The sequence below is a fragment of the Brevibacillus sp. NPDC058079 genome, from assembly GCF_042885155.1.
Taxonomy (GTDB): domain Bacteria; phylum Bacillota; class Bacilli; order Brevibacillales; family Brevibacillaceae; genus Brevibacillus.
Window position 1 is genome coordinate 57,391 of record NZ_JBHVSO010000018.1, and the last position, 26,167, is coordinate 83,557.

Below are 26,167 nucleotides of genomic sequence, written 5' to 3' on the forward strand. Positions count from 1 at the left end.
ACCTATGAAAATCGTCGGAATTGCAGGCTCTAACGTAGGCTCAAAAACAAGAACAGCCATGGATTTGACACTCAAGAAGGCCCGGGAAAAATACCCGGATGCAGAAATTACGTTGCTTGACCTAGCCGAGTACAATCTCGTCTTCAGTGATGGTCGGAATTACACGGATTACGAAGGCGACACCAAGTTCGTGACCGAAACCATCATGGGAGCCGATGCACTTATCATTGGAACACCCACATTCCAAGCATCCATCCCAGCGACATTGAAGAACATTTTTGACCTGTTGCCCGTCAACGCATTCCGGGATAAAGTGGTCAGCGTATTGGTCACAGCAGGAACATCCAAGCACTATCTCATGGCGGAACAACAGTTGAAGCCGATCCTCTCTTATATGAAGGCGCATATCGTCCCCACTTATGTCTTTATCGAAGAGAAGGACTTCAATCGCAAAGAAATCATCAATGACGATATTCACTTCCGCCTGGAGCGTCTCGTTGAGGATACGGTGCTGCTCGTCGATGCCTATGCACAGATTCGGGAGCAAAAAGATGCGGAGTACGATTTTTAATCGAATCAATTTTATCTCAAATTAAAGAAACTAAATACAAAGATATTCAGGAGGAATTATCCATGACAACGAAAAACCACAATGTAATTGACGTAAACGATGCAGCGCTGTTGTTGATCGACCACCAAAGCGGTTTGTTCCAAACAGTAGGGGACATGGATGTGCCAACACTCCGCCGAAACGTGATCGCCCTTGCAAAAGTGGCAAAGCTGCTGAATATCCCGACACTCACAACTGACTCTGTACCAACTGGCCCGAATGGCCCATTGATTCCAGAAATCGCTGAAATCCTGCCAAATAACGTGTATGTACCGCGTAACGGTGAGATCAATGCTTGGGATAACCCTAATTTTGTAAAAGCGGTTGAAGCAACTGGCAAGAAGACCCTGATTATTGCCGGTACACTCACCAGCGTTTGCATGGCATTCCCTACCTTGTCTGCACTGGCAGAAGGCTACAAAGTCTTCACAGTTATTGACGCATCGGGTAACTGGAGCAAGATGGCGACAGATATTACACTGGCTCGCGTAGTGCAAGCAGGAGCAGTTCCTATTGATACACTCGCTGTCATGTCCGAACTGCAAAAAACTTGGAACCGCCCAGATGCCCTAGAGTTCGCAGAAATCTATGCGGAAGTAATGCCAAACTACGGACTGCTGATCGAAAGCTTCCAAAGAGCGTTTAAAGAAGGCCAGGCAGCTAAGTAACCTGCCGTCCAACAACCATCATAAATAAAAGACGCGGATCTTCTTCTCACAAGGAAAGAAGGTCTGCGTCTTTTTTATTTTCCCATCTTCTGCTTCTGCCCAACCAGACCAAAGAAAAACATATCCACCCATTGCTCCATACTCACTGTTACTCGCTCACGATTCGATGCTTCCCAATGCCGTCCCAGCTCATTTTTGTACATCGTGAAGTACATCATCATCATTTCTTCTGTCAGATCACGCTGAATATAACCTTCTTGCTTCCCAAGCGCGACAAACTTCGTAAAAAAATGCCTGATTTTTTGCTCGTATTCGCTTTCTATTTGTTGCAGCAAACCGCTTAGTTCAGAAAAGGGGGCGTTCTGAAACTCGTCCGTGAGGGTATGCAAATTCTTGGCTTCCAACAGCATGATGTCCTTTGTCTTTTCAGGAAAAGAACTCCCCGAATCGAGAATCCTCTCATACTGCTCCAACTGCATGTCCATCCAGTTCATTAGCATGTCCGCGTAGAGCTGTTCTTTTGTCCCAAAGTAGTTATAAATAGTCGCCGGAGAAACCTTCGCGTTCTGCGCAATTTCATTTACGCTGACTTTTTGAAAGCCATGCTTGGAGAACAATGGAAAGGCGGCGCTGTATATTTGATCGATTTTGTTCTGTTTTCGTCGTTCGAATCCGTTCATCTTCTCCACCTCTTTCTGTAGTGTAGCTCAGGTTTTAGAGTAATTCAATGAATTGACTACAAAATTATTGAAATGGACTGACTTCGCTAGTTATAATTGTTTTGTAGTAAACAGGTATATTTACTACATATCTTTGAGGGATAGGAGTGAATTTATCATGAAACAAATACGGATTCCCGCTTTTTTACATGACGTCTTCGGTGAAAAGCAGAGCATTGGCTCGATCGCAGCTATCCTGCTGTTCGGCGGAGTCCTAACCACTGCTCTCTATTTGCGATTCCCTGAACTCACGGAGAGCTTGCCCATTTGGCGCAGCACGCTGGCATTGTTGCTTGTATTCGATATATTTTCTGGCTGCCTAGCGAATTTTACGATCTCAACCAGCAACTTTTATGCCGCACGTAAAAAAAATCGCCTCGTCTTCATCGCCATTCACGTCCATATCATCCTGGTTGCCTTTCTCTTACAGCAAAGCCTCGCGTATTCCATAGGGGTATGGGCTTATACGATTGCAGGAGCTTTTGTTGTAAATGCTCTTTTTGGGCATCGTTCGCAGCTGTTTGTCGCAGGTATTCTCCTGTCTGTTGGCCTTGGCTGGATACCATTGCTATCGGGTATGCATCCGTTTCTGTTGATCACCTGCTTATTCTTTATGGTAAAAGTGTTGTTTAGCTTTGCTGTCAATCATTATGGGAAAGTAATCGACGACACAGGTACAAAAAAATGAAAACTTCCTACCGCATATCCAAACTCACAAAGTCGGATAAACCCGCATTCGTATCACTCATGAGCAGGGCATTTTCGCGTGATCCTTTCTTTCTGCACGTATTTGGGGATTCAGAGCTCGATCATACAGCAAGAAAAGGTGTAACAGCTTTTCTGTCCTTTCTGTTTGATAAGAGCTTTCTGTTTCATGAGGAAGTTTGGGGCATTTTTGACGAAGACAGCTTGCTAGGCACTTACGTCGTCGAGCAGCCGCAAACAAGCAAGCATTCGAATAGGAAAGGGGGGCTCCTGTTAATCGGTAGATTGATTCCGTTAGTTTTTCAACTGTCTGGAAAAACGCTGATACTCCTTAATTCTTATATGCGCATCACACGTTCTGCCGCTCCTCCATGGAAGCATCACTACCTCATTATGATTGGTGTAAAACCGGAGGCTCAAGGTAGGGGAGTCGGCAAAGCCCTGATGCAACACCTGTTTCAAACCATAAAGGATGACCACGAATCGCAGGGGGTCGCGCTGGATACGGAAAAGGAAGAGAATGTGGGTTTGTATCAAAAACTCGGATTTACGTTACGAGAACAAACCAAAATCGATGATGTACCTGTGTATTGTATGGTCTATCAAAAAAATTGCTAGAATGACGGATACATGCTGCCGCCACTTCGCATTATGTTACAATTATTGTAAGAAATTCGCACAGCGAAGGAAGCGAGTTGATCTTATGAAAAAGAAAGTCATCCTGGCCGGCGGCACTGGCTTTATCGGCAAATATCTAGCAGACAAATTCAATCAACTTGGCTACGAAGTAATGATCATCGCAAGAACTTCCCCTCATATAACATGGGACAATCACGCAAAAATCGTGGAAGCTTTGGAAGATTCCGAGCTGCTCATCAACCTGGCGGGCAAATCCGTCAACTGTCGTTACCATGATAAGAACAAGGAAGAAATCCTGAAATCTCGGACAGAGACCACTCACATACTCGGCAATGCTGTTTTGGCTTGCAAAAACCCACCTTCGCTCTGGCTCAATTCCAGCACAGCCACCATCTATAGGCATGCGGAGGATCGTCCCATGACAGAAGCAGGGGGGGAGATTGGAACAGGGTTTTCCGTTGATGTCGCCAAGCAATGGGAAGCAGCCTTCTTTTCCTTTGACTTGCCGCATACCAGACAAGTTGCCTTACGCATGGCAATCGTGCTGGGGGAAAACGGCGGGGTTATCGATCCATACAAAAATCTCGTTCGTTTTGGACTCGGGGGTGTACAAGGGTCTGGCAATCAGCGTTTTAGCTGGATTCATGTCGATGATATCTTCCAGATCATTCTCTTTTTGAAAGAGCGAACAGACTTAAGCGGCGTATTCAATTGTTCTTCTCCATATCCCGTTACAAACCGTGAATTCATGCAGCATTTTCGCAACGTGATGAATCGAAGCTTCGGACTGCCTTCTCCCAAATGGATGCTGGAAATGGGAGCGATCCTGATCGGAACAGAAACAGAGCTGGTCTTGAAAAGTCGCTGGGTCATTCCAGAAAGGCTTGAGCGTGAAGGGTACCCGTTTCGCTTTGCCCATATTGATAAGACGTTGCAGGATATCTTGAAATGACCGACATTGCCTTTGAGCTTGGATTCAGTAACCCCGTTTCCTTTAGCAAAATGTTTAAGCAGCATAAACGCAAAAAAAACCACCAAGGGGGTGGACTAGAAAATAGCCGGTGATACCCTTACTTGGATAAACACCGGCTTACCAATAAATTTTAAATCACAATGCTAAATACGACCTTTATAATCGTCTATCTTCTTCGAGAACATTCCCTAAAACTATATACACAACACCTAAAACAGGGATCAAAACAATAAAAATAAGTCTCACAATCAATGAAGAGATACCAAAAAAATCTGCAATACCACCACAAACACCTAGAATAGATTTGTCAGTAGAAGATCTTTTCAACTGTCTCTTCATTAATAAATCTCCTAACATTTAATTTGAATATTCATTAATTATTTGGTGTCAGATAAACTAAGTGTAGTGTCATAATCATCGTTTCCTACATTAAAATAAAGTTTCGCCGTAGCTGATACAGGTGGTAGAGGTAGACTAAATGTATAAGTAAAATCCATTTGACTATAAGCATATTTCGAACTAGTTTCTTTTGCTCTGTGTATAGTCACAGTAGGAGTAGTAAAAGTTCCTCCAATTACGGCAACAGTCGGATTATAAGCTTTTGATATAAAATCATTATCTTTACCTTTTACAATAGTATAATCATTGTAGTAAGAATAATTGACAGTTCCTGTAGCCCAGTAAGACTCAACTGTGTAACTCCCAGGAGAAACCGACTTTATCCCTGAATTTACTGGTCTAACTCCATACTTTATTTTAGAACCATCAGCAAAAGTAACTACTTCAGACTGATTTAAACCTTTCTCAATATTAAAAGACCTATTTAGTTTTTTAATAGTCTTTTGGATATTCTCCTCTTTCATAGAATCCAACATTTGCCCGTTTTCTAATTTCTTTATTAAAGTATTCTGTGTTTTTTGGTCTATACCCAATTCATTAAAACTATGTTTTAATTCTGCAACATGAGCTTGACTAATCTTAGAAACACTTCTAGTTTCTTCTGCAAAAATGCTTTGAGAAAAAATACCTAACGTTAACGCAAAAATCGACATAACTGAAACTAATTTTTTCAAATTAATCACTACCCCTTCTGGATAAATTCTACAAATTTAACTAATTATCCTTTAAATCCGTTGAAGATACTCCCCACTTGCCACCCATGCTTTCAGGTAATCCAAAGTTACGGCTTTGCTAAAGACCTGCGGTAGCTTTTTTATAGCTATATAATCCCTCCTTATTCTTATTAACAAACTTTTTGCACCCTTACAGTAACATGCATCCCCCAAAAAACCTCTTTTCACTTTTTTTGATAAAAGAGATATTTCTCGAAAAAATTTTTCCTTTTTATAAAATTTAGTGTAAAAATGTAAAACCAAGTTATAATTCACCATAAATGGATAAAGTAGGAAGGTGTTACGGGTGATTGGTGATCTTGTAAAAGAATACAGAGGTCGTGCGAATTTGACTTTAACTGAATTATCGGAGAAGACTACTCTCTCTCATGCTACCATCAGTAAGATCGAAAATAACGGCGTTCAGAGACCGAATCCACGCCATCTCCTTACACTAGCTGAGGTTCTGGGGATACCCTTCGACCAGATAATAGGCGGTTGTGTTAACTATGTAAGAAACCCTGAAATGCTGAACCTCTTGCTGGACAAGGCTATCACTCATAAGCATCACAGATTAATTCAGAAAATATCCGAAAAAATATTAGAGTGTACCAGAATGGATACATTTCAGACATTAGACCACCTTTACCAATATGCCGGTCTAGTGAAAGATGTAAAAATTCAAGTGCTGCTTTACGATACGATTTTGAAATACGCTCGTGAGCATGGAACTCCTGTTTATCTTGCCCGCGCGCTTTTCCAAAAATATTTGATTAAGCGTAAAGACTTAGCTCGACGAGAACAGTCCTACAACGAAGGAAAAGAGGTAGTGCACTACTTGCATTACCTCCATGAAAATGATCAGGTAATTACTCTCTACCGACTGGGATTACAAGCGTTTAGTTTGAAACTGTACAGTGAATGTATTGAATTTTGTCGAAAGGGATTGTCCAAAAATCAGGAAGTGAGTGAGTTACAAGCAGCAGCAACTTTGGCAACTTGCAATTCCTATTTGTTTTTAGAAGATTACATACTTGCTAGCGTTTATCTGAAGGAATATGAAAAATTCGATTATCCATATGTACAAGAAAATGCCGAATATCTACGGGCCATTATTTATTCCAAAACCGAAGACTATAGAAAGGCAATTCCGTTATTTGAGAAGTGCTTGGAACGCTCAAAACCAGATGCACGAATTCCCATTGCAAACGACTTACTGAACATTTTTCTTAAAATGGAGGATGCTAACGCAGCACGAAATATTTTTCATCAAGAAGCCGCTATTTTACCCGCTAAGATCGAAACACCATATATGTTCGATCAAGTAGGACTCTACTACAGCTTAAAAGGGAAATTCTTGATCGAGCAAGGCATGTTTGATGCGGGAATAGAGTGTTTACAGAAGAGTATTCAATATTACGGTGAAATTGGTGCTCATAGCGAGATTATCGAAAATACATCACTAATTATTCGTTCTCATGTAGTTCACGGAAAAATGTTGAATTTAGAGGTGTTACAGGAACTCGACAGCCTATATAATGTAATTATTAGAAAAAATTGAGAGAGATGGTGATTACATGAAAAAGAAGGCGTCTTTCCTGCTAGTAGCATTATCAATGGTGCTTGGTTCTTTTCTAGCAATTGATGTTCCGTATAAAAACAGCAATAATGATTCTCTTTTAGCAGTTGATGTTCCTTATGGAATTAGTAAGGAAAAGTCTAACTCTCCCCAAAGAGTTCCAGACCCTGGTTATTAAAGTGTGCGGCCTATCTATACTTGTTTGCCCGGTGAGGTATGGTAGCCTCACCGTTTTTTATTGTGGTCCGCTAATATCGTTTCGTACTTCGTTTAGATAGTTCCAGTTCGTATCCCGAACAGTAAACAATCAATAGACAGAAACGTCCGAATCCTCAAAGTCGGGCGTTTTTTGCTGTTTTTGGGGATAGAAATCATCACGATTAATCCTTTCCCGGTAGGAAGCAGTTTTTTTGGCGTTACGCTATGCGACTTTGCCGCACAGCGCCGGGGGTCGGGGAATCACCCGATAACCAGAGGGCCTAGCCGGGCGCAAGAGACGGAAGAACCTAGAAAGCCCTGAAAAGCCCCTCTAGGCAGTTCAGGGAGCACTTCGAGGGGGCGGCATTTCTCCTCTGTCATTCAGAAAAAAAGTGATTTTGGATAAGAAATAATCATTGGATTCGTTTATGCTGATAAGGAAACGCGAACAAATGGGGGATTTTATCATGAAAACGAACCTGATTCAAAAAGTAGGGCAAATCGGCATCCCTGTCAAAAACCTAGAAAAGGCCGTCCATTTCTACAAAGAGCAGCTCGGGCTCCCTCTTTTGTTTCAGACAGGCAATATGGCTTTCTTTGAATGTAACGGACTTCGCCTCATGCTGAGCCTGCCGGAAAAAGAGCAATTTGCACATGCCAGCTCCGTCCTTTACTTTCAAGTGGATGACATTCAAACCGCTTTTGAAGAATATAAAAAGAGGGACGTTACGTTTATCGACGAGCCACATCTCGTAGCCAAAATGGGGCAAACGGAAACGTGGATGACGTTTTTCAAAGATACGGAAGACAATACGCATGCCTTCGTGAGTGAAGTACAAGGAGAGACCGTTTATGTTTGAACGGTCTCTTTTTTATTTTCCCAAAAATAATTCACTCCCCAACATACTGAAAAGCACTTATGCTAATATCCCCTCTCGTCCGTTTCGTGACCATTCTATTCAAGAATGCGAGCAGATTTTTCTGATCAGCGAAACTGACGTTGAATGCATTGCCGATATTGCCATATCCGTGTGAATCGAAAACGATATATGATTGATTAATCTTCACAACCGCAATCGTATAACTGCCGATGACAATGGCGTATCCAATTTTAGGAGCGTCGGAGTTTGAGAGGATATTTTCAAAGAAAGTAGCAAATTCCGTTGCCTTCAAAGTCCGATTTTCGAGAAAAGCGATTTCAATCTGATCTCTAATCTGTACGTGATGCGCTTCGTATGGATTCAAATAGCTTCCTTTGTGTAGTTTGCCTTCGCTGCCTCTGATTGTTTCTTTGTACAACTCTGCACCGCTATTCAGTACTTGATCGATTTCCTCAGTGGATAGCATCCGACCTTCCTTCAAGATGGCGGTAATCGCCATGAGTGAATGAGCGGAGCAAGCCGAGCTTTCCGCTACTCGTTTAAATTGGTTGCGAGTTCCCTCAACACGGACTGGTGGCTGAATTTCTAAGTCCATGGCTACTTCCTTTTCTTCCGGTACCTGTTCACTCTCGAATAAAAACTCATCTTCCAATTTAAGCTCCTGATCCATGGCCCCCGTAACGTGGACAAATCGCTTATCTGCGGCAACATAAGGGGACCCAGATTTTTTGAGCTGTTCCATTTGTTCGTTCACTTCTTTTAAGTCCTTCTCATACTGCTTCCAAAGTGCATGTTTTATTTTCCACTTTTGCTCGTAATCCGAAACTCTGGAGCGATAAATCTCGATATCACGCTTTACTTTATCACTCTTTACTTTGGTCTTTTCAGCTTCCTCGAGCTTATTCTTGTTATTATTAATATGTTCGGCGTAAGCAGCGGTATTTTTGCGGGCCAATGGCATCGCTTCATCGAGGAACTTTTTACGCTGGATGATTTTGATTTGCTGCATGATTGGTGAATTCGCTGTACCATCGGGATTCCATCTCTTGTCTCCGTCCGGGTTAAGCACCCTCATGTCAGAAATCGGGTGTTCATTAAACCGCAATGCGACAGGATACTTCCCTTCCGGCCGAAATAATTTGCCGATCAGTTTCTTAAGAAAGTGAACACGTTCCTCACCTTTTTTGTTACGGAATGCTTCAAGAAGGTGATCACGGTAACTGCTTCTTTCAAAATACCGAAGCTCATGTATAAGCGAGAGCGCAATGCCTTCCCGAATCTCTGGTCCGTAAAACACGTAATCCATGAAATTGGTCTCTCTGTCCACATCCTCGTATCGCTCTGAACCTTTTGCCTTCAAGTTCGTCTTGGAGAATGTTGCTTTAGGTTTTTTCCCAGTCTGTGGAATATATCCGTACTTATAATTTTGCTTGTATTGGTTTGTATTGCCTTTACTCGGTATCTCAGCTTGCCGAATAAGCGCACCCTTGTGGTCATAGTAGCTAATCATTGTATTAGAGGACAGTGGCTTGAGCTGATCGAACATCGATACCCATCCATCATACTCAATAAGCGACATATCACTGGAAATTTGCGTTCCGCCGTAACGTGTTTCAATTTTTTCGTCGCCAACGTCTACACGAAAAAAAACAAATCCGTGATTACCGAGCTTTTTCACATTCCCTGGGGTGCTGAATTCCGACTTCCAATTAGGATTTTTCTTTGAGTATTCGGCAAAAGAGTCCAAGCTGCCGTCATTTGCTATGGGATGGAAGTTTGGCGTAGCGTGCTTAACGGTAAACGGCAACCCGTAGACGGCCAAGAATAGTTCCTTCTCGTCTGCCATTAAACAGCCCACGCCTCTATTGAAATACGTCTCCAGTTCTTCTGGATTCGTTTCAAAATGCATCTGTGCATTGTCGATGAGTTGCTCATGCAGCTTGTGGATATTGCGCTCCGAAAGTAGCTTGATCGGATTTGCTTTGTCCTTATCTTTCTTTTTGGGGTGTGTAAAGTACGGATCATTTGGATAGAGGTAATGCTTTTCCCCGGCATATTTGTCGAGCTGTTCGGCTATATCGTCAGGATCATCACTTACTTTGCTCAAAGCGTCCTGCAATAAGAGCTCATACTCCTCCCATTTCTCCTTCGTGTCGATGTTAAACCCACGTGAACGGGGATTAGGAATCCCAAGCTCTTGCTCCAAATACGGCTCGACAACCTTATAATCCATCCATGTAAAACTGCTATATGTCTCCACCAAATCGTCATACGCTCGCAAGGCCTTCATTTTTATCAACGTTTTTCTACGGTATGCCGCCAACTCGTCTTTGAGCTTCGCCGATTTCCATTTGGCACCTTCTCGAATGTTGGCGTAGGCATGATGCTTTTTCCAAATTTTGATGATGCTTTGCCCTGCACTTGCCTTCTCACTCATTTCCTTGTCATCGGGTTCGTCAAGCGGCTGTGAAACATCGCCCTCCTCCATATCTTTCAGTTTTTCTTCTGCCTGCATTAAAACGAGAGAAGCTTTTAGCAACATCGGATTGTAATCATCGATAATGCCGTACACGCCCTGATAGTTCCGGTAGTTTTTCGCATCCTTCAGCTTGGAAGAGCCATTGAGAGTAGTCAAAATATAGGTTCGCAGCTCTGATGCGATTTCCAGAGAAGATTGCAAATCTTCTTTATCCAGACCGCCGTTGATGAGTACATGCACGTATTCATCTAACTGCACTATCTTTTGAATAAACTCGTCGTAATGAATTTTCTCCTCGTCCTCTGCTCCCGACATTCCAACCGTTTGGAGATTGCCTGTAGTTGTCTTGACAACATCCTCCTCCGAATCATCCATGCCTTCAATAGATTCCAGTTTCTCTATATCCTGATCTTCCACCGGATTATTCGGTTTGACCTTCTTTTTGACTCGGCTTGCATTTTCTTCAATTTGAATGGAATCGGATTCTTTTTTTTCATCGAGTTGCCTCTTTTTTCCTGAACCTTTCGCATTGCCAGTACGCATTAGTTGTAGGACAGCCTGATTGCCGTATGCGCTTTGCAATTGTAGAATCGATCGTTGACTGGTTCGAGACTGTTTGGACAATAAGGGTATGATTGACGAGGTATTGATTTTTCCTATCTCCTCAGGTTGATTCGCATGGGGTTGTTGGCTGTCTATTGGAGTGGGTTGCCGAGTGAACATGAACTTCCTCCTGACCACGAGTGAATTCTCACTTGCTGTCTACTCATGTTGCTCCTGTCTACAAATAATGGCTTCCTTGTCTTACCCTTTCACCGTAGCAATCGGTGCCACTTCGGCTACAATCTCAGCCATACCATGATCGACATGCGACTGAATCACCGGAGTAATATCTTTATAGGCATAAGGCGCCTCTTTTTTCAGCTCTTCTTCCCATTTCTTCAAAATATCGCTCCGTCCGCGCAAGTCCGCCCGCTTCGGGTCAATCGGATTGATCACACGGAAATTGGCAAGAAACTCGCGAAATCGATCATCGTCCACTTTCACAGCATCGCCGCGAGAAAGTGCACGACCTGCGCCATGGCTTGCACTAAACAAGCTATCCCGATTGCCGAGTCCTGCCAAAATAAAGCTGTGCGAGCCCATGGAACCGGGAATAAACACAGGTTCTCCCGTATACTGAAACGGCGTTCCCATCATTTGCTCGGCTGATTTCGCCGTACACGACCCTTTTCGATGCAAAAATCCACCCACCTGCTCGAGCTGTTCTTCCCACAAATAATTATGAGGCGCATCGTACAACAGCCTGTGTTCAAAATCGCCCAACACATCGGAAATCGATTTGTACATCATCAGGCCCAGCATCAATCGATTGGCAAATGCAAAGTTCGCCGCATTGTGTAGAAGACTCCAAAACATTTTCCACTGCGGTTCGAAACGTTCAGAGAGTGGCAAGGGGTACATCCCGTTATCCGGATGCTTCAAGGAAGTCGGGTACATCTTTTTCAGCATCTCTTTGATCCATGCACCGCTGTGATAACCAATGGAAACGGAGCCGGTATGAATCATGAGGACGACTTGCCCTTCTTTCAGCCCCCACTGACTGGCGATAGAGCCCTGATGCACTTTTTTGACCACCTGAATCTCAAAAAAATGATTCCCACCGCCAAGCGAGCCGATTTGTGCATCCCGAGAAAGCTCGGCAGGACCGAGAAAATCATCGAGGCCAATCGTCGATTCCGCGATAAAAGACCCCATTTTATTAACATGGCTCAAATCCAGCTCCTGCTGCTTCTCGTTGTAATAACGCCAAATTCCCTCGCCATTCGCTTCCTTGTGGCTGTCCAGTATGCCGATCAGACCTTCCTTGAACATTTTCTCGCGCATCTGCCGCGTCATGGGAATATTGCGGCCCCCTTCGAAAAAAACATGGCGCACATTCCGCTCAATGGCATCCAGGTGTGTTCGAATCTGTTCCTCGCACAAATCCGTAACATACAAACGCATCCCGCAGTTAATATCGTTTCCAATCGCTTGCGGCAGCACAAACCCACGCGTAAACAGCGTCGTGCCTACAGGAATGCCGCTTCCTTTGTGAAAATCGGGCGTAATGGCTACTTCCAAAACCCCAGCATCGGGATCGTCAAAATAATCGGGCGAATGCTTTTGCAACATTGCAATTGTTTCATTCACCTCTAAGAGCCGATGAAGCTCCTCTACCGCATTGTTTTCTACTTTTACTTCCGGATTGATGAAATACTTAATCGGAGTGTTGCTCAATAGAAGACCACCTTTATTTATTTTTCAGGAACGTACGTTCTATATTTTCCAATAGAAAAAGCCGCTTTCCTGCTCATTTCTTCATTCCTGGATGAAAAAATGCAGCATGGAATCGCAGCCTTTACGCTTCGAGCTATTGGGTTATAGTAGGGGCGTTATCCGCAATCTATGAGAAACGGAATTGGCTCACCCTTAAACAACGCGATTGCGTAAAAGGCATACCTATGGAGTTGGATCTTTGCTTGGTTACGTATGCGAACATGTTTGAATCCTCCTCCTTTCGTTTCTTGATCACGATCTTATCATTGGATAAATTTTACTGTCAAGCCCCCGAATTATCGAGGGCCCGTGTGTTCTTTCCCTTTTACATCGATTCTAATTCGCCTTCCATAAACTTGATCAGGTACACATCAGCCTGCGCGATAAATTCTGTAAAGCTGCACAAATCCGCATACTCCTGATGCTCCTCATCATAGCAGCCGATGACACCCTTTTTCTTCGGATTCCACACAAGATGCAGATGGGAGTAGTTGTCGATTTCGGCAGACAAACGCAGCAGCTTTTGCCGACCGATTTTCATCTCAATCGTATCGGTCAATGTGAAAAAGTCGATATACGCGATGTCATACTCATTTTCCGCCAGCTCAAGACGCAGCTCTTCTCCGGTAAGGAAGCCAATCAGTTCTTCGGTCAGTTTATATTTTTGCAGCTCGTACTTTCTGTTCTCCACATCATGTAGCTCGGCAGGCTCCAGCGATTTCAAATACGCAGCCAACACCGTATCTTTATTGCTGACCGCGATGGTATAAGGCCGCTCGCCACCCTTTTCCGCTATCATAACGTCCGCACCGCGTTCAACCAAATACTTGACCATGGCGACATTCCCCAAGCGCGTGGCAACTGTTAATGGAGTCGCTTGATACGGATACACCATATTCGGTTTGTTGTAATTGATGTCCACCCCATGATCGAGCAAGTAGGCCGTGGTCGTAAGGTCATGATCCGACACGGCTTCACGCAATACATCGCCGCCATGCAGTCTTATATCCAGTCCCAGCTCTTGAATGAGCGGGATGTTCTTTTTGTTGCCGTAGTAAGCCTCCGAATAAGCGCCTGAGCGCACCTGATTGAGCATGTCCAGCTTGGCGCCTTGCGCTACAACATAGCGAACGATCTCTTCCTTGCCATAACGTACGGCCTTCAAAGAAGCCGGTTTATTTTTGACATTCAGATTAACGCCATGCTCTACCAGCAGCTTAACAACTTCTAGTTTCTCCGATACAAGTGCCAGATCCAACGGACTTATCGTCGTGTATTCGCTAAGCACGATGCCCTTTTCTATATCCCAGCCCGCCGCAATCGCATCTTGCAAAGCCGTGACATTTCCTTGATAAATATGCATCGCGATTTCCGGCAGCTCTTCGAACCTCCCGATATCTTTCAACTTGATCATCGATTACCCTCTCCTAGCCTATGTCTTATGAAAAATATAAAAAATTAATTGGCAAAAAACAACAAATTATTACATTATCCCTCTTTATTCGTTTGAAAATACATGCAATTTTGTCTATTTTTGACGAATTTGCTCGATAAAAAGTTTTTTCCCAATAAAAGGAGTAGTCTTACGGGAAGAGAAATACTTATGCAAATCGTCTTATACATAATTTTTTAAGGAGAGTGGACCGATGAAGAAGATGCGTACTCTCGCTTCTCTTACGCTTGCAGCATCACTCATGCTGAGTGGCCTTCCTTACAATGCACTGGCAGCGGCGGAGTTTAGCGAACAGGATTGGGAGAAAGTAAACGAATATACCAACGCGGAAGTAGAGCTTGGCTCCGAAATCTCGAAAATATCCCCCCTGCTGAACACCAGTTCCAGCAAAAACGTCAGTGTCATTATTGAGCTGAACAGCGAGCCTTCGATCACAGCTAAACACGAGGAAGGTTCAGAATCTTCCGTTAGATCGTTGCGAGCAAAAGTAGAGGAGGAGCAAGAATCTTTCCTCGATGAGGCAAAAGACAACAAGGTCAAACTGAAGGTAAAGCGCAAGTTTGAGCATGTATTCAACGGTATGGAAGTAACAGTGTCAGCCGACGAATTAGAAGAGCTGGCTGGATTGCCACAGGTGAAACGCATTTATCAAAATACGTATTATGAGCTTCCCGAAATTGATGCCGTCAGCGAGAAAGCATCGTCCACCAAATGGGATCAGGCCCCGCTCCAACAAATCGGCGTTCTCGATATGTGGAAGGAAGGTCTGACAGGGAAAGGATTGAAGGTCGGCGTCATCGATACGGGTGTCGATTACAAGCACCCTGATCTCAAGGATGCTTATAAAGGCGGATATGACTCCTTCGACAATGACAAAGACCCATATGAACAAGCGCCAATCCCTGTGGAAGAGGACCGCGATGGAAAAGGATATGAAGGCTCCAGCCATGGAACCCACGTCTCCGGCACCATCGTAGGACGCGCCAAAAACAGGACCTCAGATGTACAGGTAAAAGGGGTTGCCTACGGTGCAGACCTCTACGTCTACCGCGTATTGGGCCGAGGCGGCGGTAGCTCCGCTCAGGTCATCGACGGTATCGAAAAAGCGGTGAAAGACGGCATGGATGTCATTAACCTGTCGCTTGGCTCCGCTATGGAGAAGGACTCTGACTCCCCAGATGCCATCGCTGTGAATAACGCGGTGCTGTCTGGTGTGATCACTGTCGTATCGGGTGGGAATTCAGCCGACGATGAACGCGGCAGACATTTCTACACGGCGGGATCACCTTCTGGAGCGAGGCTACCGATCACAGTTGCAGCGGTAGACTCCCCTACCGTGCAATATGACGGCTCAGCAACCTCGTCCTTCGGAGCCAATTACGAATTCCCTGTGATGGCATGGCAGGTCAGAAAGGATAACTTCTCCTCCATTATCGGAACCAAAGCGCTGCCAGTCGCCTATGCCAACCTTGGCTCTCGCAGCGATTTTGAAAAGGCAAATGTAAAAGGCAAAGTCGCTCTCGTTTCCCGTGGTTCTCTCGGTTTCACGGAAAAAATCGATAACGCCCGAAAAGCTGGTGCTGTCGCTATCGTGGTCTTTAACGGTAACGACGTCGACGGAGATGGCCAAGCTGACCTGGATATCCGTGATCGCGAAGGATATGTCAACACGATCCTGGGTGACCAGATCGAAGCGATCCCTACCTTTGACATGAAGGGTCTGGAAGGCCGAACACTGGCAAAAGAGCTGTTGGCTGACCCTGCAAAAGCGAAAACACTGACGTTCACGTTCTCAGGAAACTACCCAAGCACAAATGATCCGGGCGACCGCATCGCCGGATTTAGCTCACGTGGTCCAATCATGGGCGACGATTACAGCATCAAGCCGAATCTGGCTGCGCCAGGTGTAGCCGTTCTGTCCAGCTATCCATCTTGGAGCAAGCTCATCCCTGACGCCAAGTACGACAAGGCATACGCCCGTCTAAACGGTACAAGCATGGCAGCTCCACACGTTTCCGGTCTTGCCCTGCTGTTGAAACAGGCACATCCGGACTGGACACCTGCCGATATCAAGGCAGCGCTCGCGAACACTTCAAAACCGTTGTATAGCCCAGACGGCTTACTGTACGATGTCTACTCCCAAGGTGCTGGCCGCGTAAACGGCCATGCCGCGTCGAAAACACCTGCTGTTCTGACAACAGTAGAGCAGCTCACCATTTTGGGCGAAGATTTTGAACCGAAGACCATTCCGTATTATGCGGATAACGTTTCCTTTGGCTTGCTGAAGGCTGGCAGCAATACCGTCACGAAAACGCTCCAGCTGAAAAACCTGTCCAAGAAAGAAGTTTCTTACGAAGCAAAAGTGATCATGCATCCGTCCGTCACGACAGATCCGTACAAACCAGGCTCCAAAACGCCAGATGTCGATGACATCGATGTGGAAATCTCCGATGATTCCATCTCCGCTAAAAAAGGCGATGCGACCACATTTGAGCTCAACCTGTCCGTTGACTCCGATGCAAAAGACGGCGTGTATGAAGGGGAAGTCCTGCTGACAGCGAAAGGCAACCCTGACCTGCGCCTGCCGTTTGCTGTACACGTGGGAGACAAGCGTGAGGATACCAACTTCGGTTTCGACAACCTGAAGCTGTCCGATACGACGATCACGCCTGATGGCGATGGCAATGAGGATTCGTTCACACTCGAAGCCGAGCTGCAAGCCAAAGACGTGAACCAGATCTCTGTTGAAGTATGGAACATGGACGATAAATACGTCGGTACGCTCGCATCCGTGTTCAACAATTACGCGCTGATTGCACCAGGCCCTATCACCTTCTCTAATCTCGATGGTACTTACTACGATGGTAGCCAAGTAGCGAAGAAGCTCGATCCAGGCAAATACAAGCTGAAGCTCGTCGGTCGAAGCGTTGACCAAAGCAAGCCGAAGGGTGAGCAGATTGTAAAAGAGTACGAAGCTTGGAAATCCTTCATGATTAAGGTGTCTAATAAAAACGCAGTCTTGTCCAAGGTAGTTGAAGAAGCCGAGGAGCAATTCGAGTTTGAGGTTGCGAACACCACAGAGCTGGATCAACCAGTGCTTTCCCTGCCGGAAGAGAGCGATGAAGTGACTTATCAGGTGACAAAGAGCACTGATGAGGCGTTTATCGACGATGAGGGTATTTTGAAGGAGCTTCCTGCCGAAGGTGAAGAGACAGTTACGCTGTATGTGACGATTACTTCTAAGGAAGATGAGTCGGTTACGCGGACTGTGAAGGTGGAAGTGACGTTGGAAGCGGTAGTAGAGTAGTTTGGTAAGACGCTTCATAGATAAAGGAAGGCTCTGCCATGATGTGTGGCGGGGCCTTCTTCCTTCATCTCCCCCACTCCTACTCTGCGAAATCAAAAAGAACCTTCAATCCAAAAACGGATCAAAGGTTCCAAAAGATTGCTATTAACTAATTAACTATAAGCCAGTTCTTTTTCTACGAGACCAAGCACCTCGTCTGTCGAACGTTGAAGCTCTTGGAGAAGCTCTTCGTTTTGCAAGAGTGACACGCCATAAGAAGGAATCATCTCTTTGATTTTCGGTTCCCACTCTGCCATACGTTGTGGGAAGCATTTTTCTAATACCTCAAGCATAACCTGAACAGCTGTAGAAGCACCTGGAGATGCGCCGAGCAATGCAGCTACGGAACCATCAGCGGCACTAACCACTTCTGTACCAAATTGAAGGGTACCTTTTCCTGCTGGTGTATCCTTGATAACTTGCACGCGTTGACCCGCTACCACGATACCCCAATCCTCGCTTTTCGCGTTCGGAATGAACTCCCGTAGTTCTTCCATGCGTTTTTCATGCGATAACATAACTTGCTCGATCAGGTATTTGGTCAATGCCATTTCTTTTACGCCTGCCGCCAACATCGTAATGACGTTGTTCGGTTTTACGGAAGTGATCAAATCCATGTTGGAACCTGTTTTTAAGAACTTTGGCGAGAATCCCGCAAAAGGTCCAAACAGCAAGGATTTTTTATTGTCGATGTATCTGGTATCCAGATGCGGTACCGACATTGGAGGAGCGCCGACCTTTGCTTTACCGTACACTTTTGCATGGTGCTGGTCTGCCACTTCCTGGTTTTTACAAACCATGAACAATCCGCTTACCGGGAAACCGCCGATATGTTTGGACTCTGGAATACCGGTTTTTTGGAGCAGATGCAAGCTTCCGCCGCCACCGCCGATAAAGACGAATTTGGCAATATGGTCTTCGATGTTACCGGTAGCCATATTGTACACTTTCAATTTCCACATGCCGTCGCTCGTACGTTTGATATCCTCAACAGCATGGTTGTAGTTAATCGCGACGTCTTTCGTCTTCAGGTAATCAAACAACATACGTGTCAAAGCACCAAAATTGACATCCGTACCAGAGTCGATTTTGGTTGCAGCTATTGGTTCATTCGATGCGCGGCCTTCCATGATAAGCGGAATCCATTCCTTCAGTTTTTCAGGATCATCGGAGTATTCCATCCCTTGAAACAGAGGATTGTTTACCAGCGCTTCAAAACGTTTTTTCAAAAAGCTTACATTCTTTTCGCCTTGCACCATACTCATATGAGGTATTGGCATGATAAAGTCTTGCGGATTTTGGATGAGATTGTTTTTTACAAGGTAAGCCCAGAATTGTCTGGACAGCTGAAAATGTTCATTGATTTTAATGGCTTTGCTAATATCTATAGACCCGTCAGCTTTCTCGGATGTATAGTTCAGCTCACAGAGTGCCGCGTGGCCAGTACCCGCATTATTCCATTCGTTAGAGCTTTCTTCGCCTGCTTTTGCGAGTTTCTCAAAAACTTTGATTTCCAACTCCGGTGCCAATTCTTTCAGTAATGCTCCCAGAGTTGCGCTCATGACACCTGCACCAATCAAAATAACGTCTGTTTTTTGCTGTATGGAGCTCATATTACCCTTCCTTATCTACTGTTTTTGTAAAAAAGAAGTAGTAGCTCCTTGCCCCGTTGCAAGACGCTACGAAAACATCTTACCTTTCACAACTATAACTATATCATAGAAATTATTTATTGATTCAATTATCTATTATAATTAGAGGATTAATAACTATTTAATGTTGGTAAAAAAGGGAGGATTCCGCAAACAGTGCCTGATGAACACGTAAAAACCATTGTCTTATCTCAGTTTCTTGCAGAGGTGAAGGATTTGGTTTGTTATTACCAGTGAGGCGCTTACCATATAAATTACGCTGTACTTGTGGTAAAACTTGGTAAAATCTCATATCTAAGGAGAGATGGAGATGAACTCTTTGACCCACCTGACAACCAACATTCCGTGGCAGCGTTTGACGACAGCCTATGGAAGAGGGACGGACATTCCGCGGCTTATAGATACCAGGAAATATGAGGAATTGGCCAATCTAATCGAGCACCAAAGTACCTTGTGGCAGACGACGCCGTGGGTGCTGCGGATACTCTTGCAAGAGCTTGCCAAACAGAAACCAGAGCAGGTCTCTTCGGAGGAAATTCAGTTATACTCGGCTGTAGCTTCTGCTATAAACGTGGACGAAATGGATTCACAAAATCCGGTTGAGACCATGAATGAGCTATTGGACGAAAAGTATTTATGGCCAGAGGACGAGGAAGACGATGAATTATGGTGGGAAGAAGAGGAGCCGCGGGGCTATGAGCAGCAAGCATTTTTCAGCTATTTTTCTTTTAGTTATTGGCTACTAAAGGATTCCATTCCCGTTTTCACCGCGATTATGGAAGGGAATGATAAGCTCGCTCCTTCTATTCAAGAGCTACTGCTGATGCTTCAGTCAGAAGGGGATAGTGCTGACGAATAGGTGTCGGAGTCTCTTTGATAGGACCCACCCCCGTCACTTTACGATGGGGTGGGTATTCCCAACTGCTGTACGTAATATCGATGTGCAACTTCTGCAATGCGATCCTGGTCTTCCCAGAAGGTCTGATCGAGCTTATCCAGCCGTTCTGCCTCTTCCTCGGTAAGAAACTGTGGAATGTCCCAAAGTTGGTTGAGGCGGTTGTCTTCTGATAAATGCTCGATGCAGGCATATCCGGACTGGACGATTTCGATTGCATGGACTGCCCCGATGGCTTGTAAGGCCCGTACCGCGTAGATATATGCCTCTTCTCCCCAGTTGCAAAAAAACTGCAAGAACCCGCCGTTATACACATCAGCTTCCAACAGCCATAAGGCGGCAATCTCTTGTTCCTGTGAGGTCAGTGTGTTCCAGCCCGAAGCATTCTTTTTCTGCACAAAGGCTGCGGCAAAATCGAACCATACGTCATGGATATCTATCTTACTCAACTTGTACGCCCCCTTAATGTTTAACCCATCTAGATCAGCTGTGCACAAACGATACGAAATAAATTAATCTTATATGAATACATAATCATTTGGTAGATGGCGGTAGCTTTGCATGGCTGGGGTCGAAATAACCTTTAAACACGAAAAATTTTTAAGAAAAAGAATCGTTTAGGAGGCTACCATGGATCAGGCACTTCTCGAACAATTGGATCGCTGGCATGAAGAAGACGAACAGCAGCGAATTGTGGACTTGCTGCAAACCGTTCCCGAGGAGGAACGAGACTATGAGGCGGTCAGCCGACTGGGCAGAGCTTATAACAACTTGGGGCTTTATGATGAAGCACTTAACCAATTGAAGAAAATTGCTGAAGCAGGTCAACAAGATCCGGTCTGGCACTTTCGGGTAGGTTTTGCCCTCTATCATTTGAAAAGATATGAAGAAGCGGCACAGGCATTCCGTACCTCTGACAAGTTAGAACCGGGCAATCAGAATACCGAATCATGGTTAAGGTGGAGCCTGCAAAAAGCGGAGAAGCAGCAAAGACATGAGCTTCGGATGGCAGCCAAAAAGGCAGCCGCTGTTGAGGGTTCAGCATCGGAGGAAGTTCCTTTTTCGAACATGTCGCTTGATGACTTTTGGGACGACAGCGAGTACGCAAGAAAGTCCTATCTATCCGAGCCACCCACAGATGAACTGATCGCATCGATCGAGGAAGAGCTCGGATACAAGCTCCCTGCCTCCTATCTTGCACTAATGAAGCATCAGAATGGCGGCATTCCGAAGAACACGTGCTTTCCAACAGAGGACCCGACTTCTTGGGCGGAGGATCATATTGCCATTACGGGCATTCTAGGCATTGGCCGAGAGAAAAGCTATTCGCTCTGTGGGGATCTCGGCAGTCTATTTATGATTGAAGACTGGGGATATCCCGACATCGGGGTCGTCATCTGCGATTGTCCTTCAGCAGGTCATGACGTAATTATGCTGGATTATCGGGCATGCGGGAGAGATGGTGAACCCGAAGTCATTCACGTCGATCAGGAAAGCGATTATGAAATTACTTTCCTGGCTGAAAATTTCGAGGCGTTTATCAGGGGCTTGGTGAGCGAAGAAGAATACGATACCTCCGAGGAGGACAAGGAAGCGGCTCTTTACAAAGTAGCTCACGGGAAATTCTCTTCCTTGCTGGAGGAGCTGTGCACGCCAGTATCGGAAGTGGAACAAATCGATCAGAAAATACGCAGCATTTGTACACGGATTGTAGAGGAAAAAGGCTTCTTTTCTTTTCATGCGGATGAACTCTCGTATCTGATGTACGATGTGCAGTTTTGGTTATACACGAAGTCATATCCCGATACCAGTCGCGAACAGTATTTGGCTGTCTATGAGAATATGATTGCCTTTGGCGGAGAATTCGGTCAAGGCGGCTATGCTCCGGGCTGGATTAGCGAATGGCTGGACCGTCGCAAGAAAGAAGGGCGGATCATACAGGAAAATGGACACATCCGGTTTACAGATCAGTTCGCTGCGGAAGTGATTCAACAGCTACGAGAAGCCTAAAATACATGCAAGCAACAAAGAGCCCACGTCGTCGTGGGCTCTTCTTTTATTTCAATCAATTAAGGGCGCATCCCTGAATGCTATGCCGTACTACTCATGAAAATCGAGGCCAGACCTTACTTCTTTCACATACCCTGCCCGAATGACGAAATCTCCGAAATGTTCGCCTTCCTTACGTTCCTTCGCATACCGATTTAAGATCGGCCGCAGCTCATTCAGTATTTCTGCTTCCCCGATGTTTTCACGATACAGCTTGTTCAATCGATTGCCGGAGAAACCGCCGCCCAAATACATGTTGTATTTACCGACAGCCTTCCCAATAAAAGAGACTTCCGCCAGGGCAGGTCTTGCGCATCCATTTGGGCATCCTGTCATGCGAATGACGATCTCCTCGTCGCGCAAACCCGCCTCATCCAAGATCAGCTCGATCTCATCCAGCAGTGTAGGCAAATAACGCTCTGCTTCAGCCATCGCGAGTCCGCAAGTCGGCAACGAAACACAAGCCATGGAGTTTTTCCGCAGTGCAGAATAAGAAGTTCCATCGGTGAGCCCGTATGCTTGAATGATCTGTTCAATTTCCGGCTTCTTTTCACTGGTGACATTTCCAATGTGGAGGTTCTGATTCGGCGTCAGGCGGAAATCCCCTGTATGCACCTTGGCAATCTCCCGTAGGCCGGACTTCAGGAGGTAGTTGTCCTCGTCTTTTACACGGCCATTCTGAATGAAAAGGGTAAAATGCCAGTTATCGTCACTCCCTTTCACCCAGCCGTAGCGATCGCCATTATGCTCGAAGTGATAAGGACGTGCCTTCTCCAGCTCCCAGCCCAGTCGTTGCTCCAGTTCATGGATAAACCATTCAATACCGCGGTCGTCGATTGTATATTTGAACCGTGCGTGCTTCCGCACCGCGCGATCTCCGTAATCTCTCTGGATCATGACCGTCTTCTCGGCGACATCCAATACTTGTTCCGGTGTGACGAAGCCGATCACTCGCGCCACCTGCGGATACGTTTTGGGATCACCGTGGGTCATTCCCATTCCGCCTCCGACCGCAACGTTGAAGCCCAGCAGTCGGTCTTCCTCATGAATGGTGATAAAACCCAAATCCTGAGAAAACACGTCAACATCGTTGGCAGGCGGTACGGCGATGCCGATCTTAAACTTACGAGGCAAATAGACAGGCCCATAGATCGGCTCTTGCTCTACCCCATCCCGACTGTCGACAACCTTTTCTTCATCCAGCCAGATTTCATGATAGGCGCGGGTCCGGGGGTCGAGATGATTGCTTATTTTTTTGGCCCATTCGTACACCTCTTGATGAACTTCCGACTCGTACGGATTCGGATTGCACATGACGTTACGATTGACGTCCCCACAGGCAGCAAGTGTACTTAACAAGGCTTCGTTTACTTCTTGAATCACCTGCTTCATATTCCACTTAATCACGCCATGCAGTTGAAAAGACTGACGAGTCGTCAGGCGAATCGTTCCATTCGCAAACTGCTGGGCGATATCGTCCATCATGAGCCATTGCTCTGGTGTGACAACGCCACCAGCGGCACGCACGCGCACCATGAATTGATAGGCCGGCTCTAGCTTCTGTTTGCTCCGTTCGTTGCGAAGATCCCGGTCATCCTGCATGTAGCTGCCATGAAATTTCATCAGGCGGTTATCATCCTCAGGGATGGACCCTGTAATTTTGTCTTCCAGTGTTTCCACCAGGCTCCCCCGCAAGTAATCGCTTTTGCGTTTAATGTCCTCTACATCGCTGTGAGGAGCACTGTTTGGCGAAAGCAAATGATTTTCTGACATGGTTTCATCTCCCCTCTCATTCTTTCTCAAAAATCAGTAGACATCTCGCTGATAGCGTTTTTCCTGCTGCATCCGTTTCAAATACGCAACGGCTTCCTCTGAATCGAGTCCGCCCTCTTTTTGGAGAATGGTGACCAAGGCTGCTTGAACATCATGTGCCATCTTCTTCTCATCTCCGCATACGTATACATGCGCCCCAGCCTGTAGCCATTGGTAAAGCTCCTTGCTCTTCTCAAGCATCCTGTGCTGAACATACACCTTTTCGCTTGTATCTCGAGAGAACGCGACGTCCATATGCGTCAGTACGCCCTGTTTGAGCCAACGCTGCCATTCGAGCTGATAGAGAAAATCCGTGGAGAAATGCTGGTCGCCAAAGAAAAGCCATGTCTTGCCCGTCGCTCCAAGCTCCTCCCGTTCACCCAGGAAAGCGCGGAATGGAGCAACACCCGTGCCAGGACCAATCATGATCAACGGGATGTCCGGGTTAACTGGGAGCTTAAAGTTGGGGTTATGCTGCACAAATACTGACAGCCTATCACCCGTCTCCAAACGATCCGCGATATAGCTCGAACAAACGCCGTACCGCTCACGACCATGAGCTTGATAGTGAACATTGCGAATTGTCAGATGAACTTCGTCCGGGTAGGACTTTAAGCTGCTTGAGATCGAATAGAGACGCGGCGGCAGCTTTCTAAGGATGGAGACAAATTCTTTGGAAGGCACGCCTTTAAAATCGTATTCCTCCACCAGGTCTAGCAAATCTCGATTTCGAACATAATCGCGAAGCTCTTGCTCCTGTCCTTCCGCAAGCAGTTCCTGCAACCCGTTTCCTGATGATAGCTTTACTGCTTGTTCCAAGAGAGGCTTGGTGAGAACTGTGATTTCAAAATGGCTGGACAAAGCCTCTTCCAACGTGCGCTCTTCCCCGTTTTTATGAATAGGAACGAGCTCTTCTGGCTTCCAGCCCATCGCGTCAATTAGCTCACTGACAAGGCCAGGATGATTTTTAGGATAGATCCCCAAACAATCGCCCGGTTCATACTCGAGATTGGAACCCTCAAGGGAGATTTCCAGATGGCGCGTTTCCTTATCTGATCCCCGTCCGTTCAGATTCACGTTTTCCAAGACCACAGCCTGAAACGGATTCGACCGGGAATATTCGGTCTGTGACCCTGTTCCGATCACTGCACCGCCCACGATTGCGCTTGCAGCAGCAACCTGAGTTGCCGACGTTTCACTGAGAGAAGCCAGGACCTGATTCATCCATTCAGAGGCTTGCTCGTCGTAATCCACATCGCAATCGACCCGGAGAGTAAGACGCTTGCCGCCTAGCTCTTCCAACCGCTTATCGAACTCTTTACCAGTTTGGCAGAACAATTCATAAGAGGTGTCGCCCAATGCCAGCACGGAAAAACGCAGGCCCACCAATTGCGGCGCTCTTTTGCTGTGCAGGAATTCATGGAAGGAGATGGCGTTGTCCGGTGGTTCACCATCCCCGTGTGTGCTTACCACAACAAGCAGATTTTCAACCTTTTTCAACGCATTCGTCTTGAAGTCGCTCATGGAGGAAAGAGTTACGTGGAAGCCGTGCTCCTGAAGCTTTCCAGTCAGCACCTTGGCCAACTTTTGGCTGTTCCCGGACTGAGATCCGAAAACCACTGTCACCTCTTTGGAAATGACTGGACCATTCGCAACTGAAGCGGCTTGAAACCCAGCGACCATCGGTGCATCCACTTTGTGAAGAGCTGCAAGATACCCACTCAGCCAAACCTTTTGCACCTCCGAAAGCGTGGGCAGCAACCGATTTAGGAGCTCTACTTGTTCCTGACTGAAAGGACTGTCTGTCACCTTAAGTACCAACGATATACACCTCACACGAGAAAAAATTAATTCCGAGTAATCTTATATGATTATTTACTTTAAGCTACCACAGCGAGTAGAACCCGAGCAATTGGAATTCGTTATTGTCATCATAAGTTTTTCTAATCATTGGAAAACAACAAAGAGCCCCGGTCCTAAGATGGGACTGACCCCCGTTTCTAGGACAGGGATCAAAACACCTTACAAGTTTAAGCAGCCAGTCCTCGGAATTCAACCGGCGACTGGTTGTTTAGTTT

At 45.7% G+C, this 26,167-nt stretch carries 21 protein-coding genes; 11 read left to right on the plus strand and 10 right to left on the minus strand.

From position 1 onward, the window contains the following. The first annotated feature begins 4 nt into the window (after positions 1–4). Both ACFVS2_RS31415 and ACFVS2_RS31420 read left to right on the plus strand, forming a co-directional pair. A complete protein-coding gene (locus tag ACFVS2_RS31415) occupies positions 5–571 on the plus strand; it encodes an NADPH-dependent FMN reductase (protein ID WP_390240399.1) in 567 nt (188 codons plus the stop codon). Positions 572–633: 62 nt separating this feature from the next. Next, positions 634–1,278: a hydrolase gene (locus tag ACFVS2_RS31420; protein ID WP_007720277.1), complete on the plus strand. Its 645-nt coding sequence runs from the start codon at positions 634–636 to the stop codon at positions 1,276–1,278. A 74-nt stretch (positions 1,279–1,352) separates the two neighbouring features. On the opposite strand, the gene ACFVS2_RS31425 is transcribed toward ACFVS2_RS31420, so the two are convergent. Next, positions 1,353–1,958, minus strand: coding sequence for a TetR/AcrR family transcriptional regulator (locus ACFVS2_RS31425; protein ID WP_390240402.1), 606 nt, complete (start codon positions 1,956–1,958; stop codon positions 1,353–1,355). Between the two features lie 157 nt (positions 1,959–2,115). Here ACFVS2_RS31425 and ACFVS2_RS31430 point away from each other — a divergent pair, with 157 nt between their 5' ends. The 3 genes from ACFVS2_RS31430 to ACFVS2_RS31440 all read left to right on the plus strand — a co-directional run bounded on the left by ACFVS2_RS31430 (position 2,116) and on the right by ACFVS2_RS31440 (position 4,293). Beyond that, positions 2,116–2,685 (plus strand): hypothetical protein, encoded by a 570-nt coding sequence (locus ACFVS2_RS31430; protein WP_173620407.1) that lies wholly within the window; start codon positions 2,116–2,118, stop codon positions 2,683–2,685. Further along, positions 2,682–3,320, plus strand: coding sequence for a GNAT family N-acetyltransferase (locus tag ACFVS2_RS31435; protein WP_390240404.1), 639 nt, complete (start codon positions 2,682–2,684; stop codon positions 3,318–3,320). Before ACFVS2_RS31430 ends, ACFVS2_RS31435 begins: the two co-directional genes overlap by 4 nt. A gap of 85 nt (positions 3,321–3,405) precedes the next feature. After that, complete coding sequence (locus ACFVS2_RS31440) at positions 3,406–4,293, plus strand: TIGR01777 family oxidoreductase (protein ID WP_390240406.1); 888 nt, start codon at positions 3,406–3,408, stop codon at positions 4,291–4,293. A 177-nt stretch (positions 4,294–4,470) separates the two neighbouring features. Here ACFVS2_RS31440 and ACFVS2_RS31445 read toward each other — a convergent pair whose 3' ends face one another. Further along, positions 4,471–4,653: a PspC domain-containing protein gene (locus ACFVS2_RS31445; protein ID WP_390240408.1), complete on the minus strand. Its 183-nt coding sequence runs from the start codon at positions 4,651–4,653 to the stop codon at positions 4,471–4,473. Positions 4,654–4,691: 38 nt separating this feature from the next. Continuing rightward, positions 4,692–5,387: a hypothetical protein gene (locus ACFVS2_RS31450; RefSeq protein ID WP_390240410.1), complete on the minus strand. Its 696-nt coding sequence runs from the start codon at positions 5,385–5,387 to the stop codon at positions 4,692–4,694. 346 nt (positions 5,388–5,733) lie between these two features. Here ACFVS2_RS31450 and ACFVS2_RS31455 point away from each other — a divergent pair, with 346 nt between their 5' ends. From ACFVS2_RS31455 to ACFVS2_RS31465, 3 genes are all read left to right on the plus strand, one after another. Next, positions 5,734–6,987 carry a helix-turn-helix domain-containing protein gene (locus tag ACFVS2_RS31455; RefSeq protein ID WP_390240412.1) on the plus strand — a complete coding sequence of 418 codons (1,254 nt, stop codon included), beginning with the start codon at positions 5,734–5,736 and terminating at the stop codon, positions 6,985–6,987. Between the two features lie 16 nt (positions 6,988–7,003). Beyond that, positions 7,004–7,183 carry a hypothetical protein gene (locus ACFVS2_RS31460; protein WP_048035417.1) on the plus strand — a complete coding sequence of 60 codons (180 nt, stop codon included), beginning with the start codon at positions 7,004–7,006 and terminating at the stop codon, positions 7,181–7,183. 487 nt (positions 7,184–7,670) lie between these two features. Further along, the gene (locus ACFVS2_RS31465; RefSeq protein ID WP_390240414.1) at positions 7,671–8,063 is read left to right on the plus strand and encodes a VOC family protein; all 393 of its coding nucleotides are present in this window, start codon (positions 7,671–7,673) and stop codon (positions 8,061–8,063) included. Positions 8,064–8,094: 31 nt separating this feature from the next. On the opposite strand, the gene ACFVS2_RS31470 is transcribed toward ACFVS2_RS31465, so the two are convergent. The 3 genes from ACFVS2_RS31470 to ACFVS2_RS31480 form a co-directional block, all read right to left on the minus strand. Next, complete coding sequence (locus tag ACFVS2_RS31470; RefSeq protein WP_390240440.1) at positions 8,095–11,286, minus strand: hypothetical protein; 3,192 nt, start codon at positions 11,284–11,286, stop codon at positions 8,095–8,097. A gap of 81 nt (positions 11,287–11,367) precedes the next feature. Beyond that, positions 11,368–12,843, minus strand: coding sequence for an RtcB family protein (locus ACFVS2_RS31475; RefSeq protein WP_390240416.1), 1,476 nt, complete (start codon positions 12,841–12,843; stop codon positions 11,368–11,370). Between the two features lie 364 nt (positions 12,844–13,207). Further along, entirely contained in the window at positions 13,208–14,296 is a 1,089-nt protein-coding gene (locus tag ACFVS2_RS31480; RefSeq protein ID WP_390240418.1) for an ankyrin repeat domain-containing protein, read from the minus strand. Between the two features lie 232 nt (positions 14,297–14,528). Between ACFVS2_RS31480 and ACFVS2_RS31485 the strand changes: the two genes are divergently transcribed. Continuing rightward, positions 14,529–17,642: a S8 family serine peptidase gene (locus ACFVS2_RS31485; RefSeq protein ID WP_390240420.1), complete on the plus strand. Its 3,114-nt coding sequence runs from the start codon at positions 14,529–14,531 to the stop codon at positions 17,640–17,642. A gap of 152 nt (positions 17,643–17,794) precedes the next feature. Here the strand turns inward: ACFVS2_RS31485 and ACFVS2_RS31490 are convergent, their stop codons facing one another. Then, positions 17,795–19,294: a malate:quinone oxidoreductase gene (locus tag ACFVS2_RS31490; protein ID WP_390240422.1), complete on the minus strand. Its 1,500-nt coding sequence runs from the start codon at positions 19,292–19,294 to the stop codon at positions 17,795–17,797. A gap of 349 nt (positions 19,295–19,643) precedes the next feature. On the opposite strand from ACFVS2_RS31490, the gene ACFVS2_RS31495 reads away from it, so the two are divergent. Next, entirely contained in the window at positions 19,644–20,192 is a 549-nt protein-coding gene (locus tag ACFVS2_RS31495; protein ID WP_390240424.1) for a hypothetical protein, read from the plus strand. 38 nt (positions 20,193–20,230) lie between these two features. Here the strand turns inward: ACFVS2_RS31495 and ACFVS2_RS31500 are convergent, their stop codons facing one another. Beyond that, a complete protein-coding gene (locus ACFVS2_RS31500) occupies positions 20,231–20,677 on the minus strand; it encodes a DMP19 family protein (RefSeq protein WP_390240426.1) in 447 nt (148 codons plus the stop codon). Between the two features lie 181 nt (positions 20,678–20,858). Here ACFVS2_RS31500 and ACFVS2_RS31505 point away from each other — a divergent pair, with 181 nt between their 5' ends. Continuing rightward, complete coding sequence (locus ACFVS2_RS31505; RefSeq protein WP_390240428.1) at positions 20,859–22,238, plus strand: SMI1/KNR4 family protein; 1,380 nt, start codon at positions 20,859–20,861, stop codon at positions 22,236–22,238. A gap of 90 nt (positions 22,239–22,328) precedes the next feature. Here ACFVS2_RS31505 and cysI read toward each other — a convergent pair whose 3' ends face one another. Then, positions 22,329–24,050: an assimilatory sulfite reductase (NADPH) hemoprotein subunit gene (cysI, locus tag ACFVS2_RS31510; protein WP_390240430.1), complete on the minus strand. Its 1,722-nt coding sequence runs from the start codon at positions 24,048–24,050 to the stop codon at positions 22,329–22,331. Between the two features lie 33 nt (positions 24,051–24,083). Beyond that, a complete protein-coding gene (locus tag ACFVS2_RS31515; RefSeq protein WP_390240432.1) occupies positions 24,084–25,910 on the minus strand; it encodes an assimilatory sulfite reductase (NADPH) flavoprotein subunit in 1,827 nt (608 codons plus the stop codon). Positions 25,911–26,167: the final 257 nt, after the last annotated feature.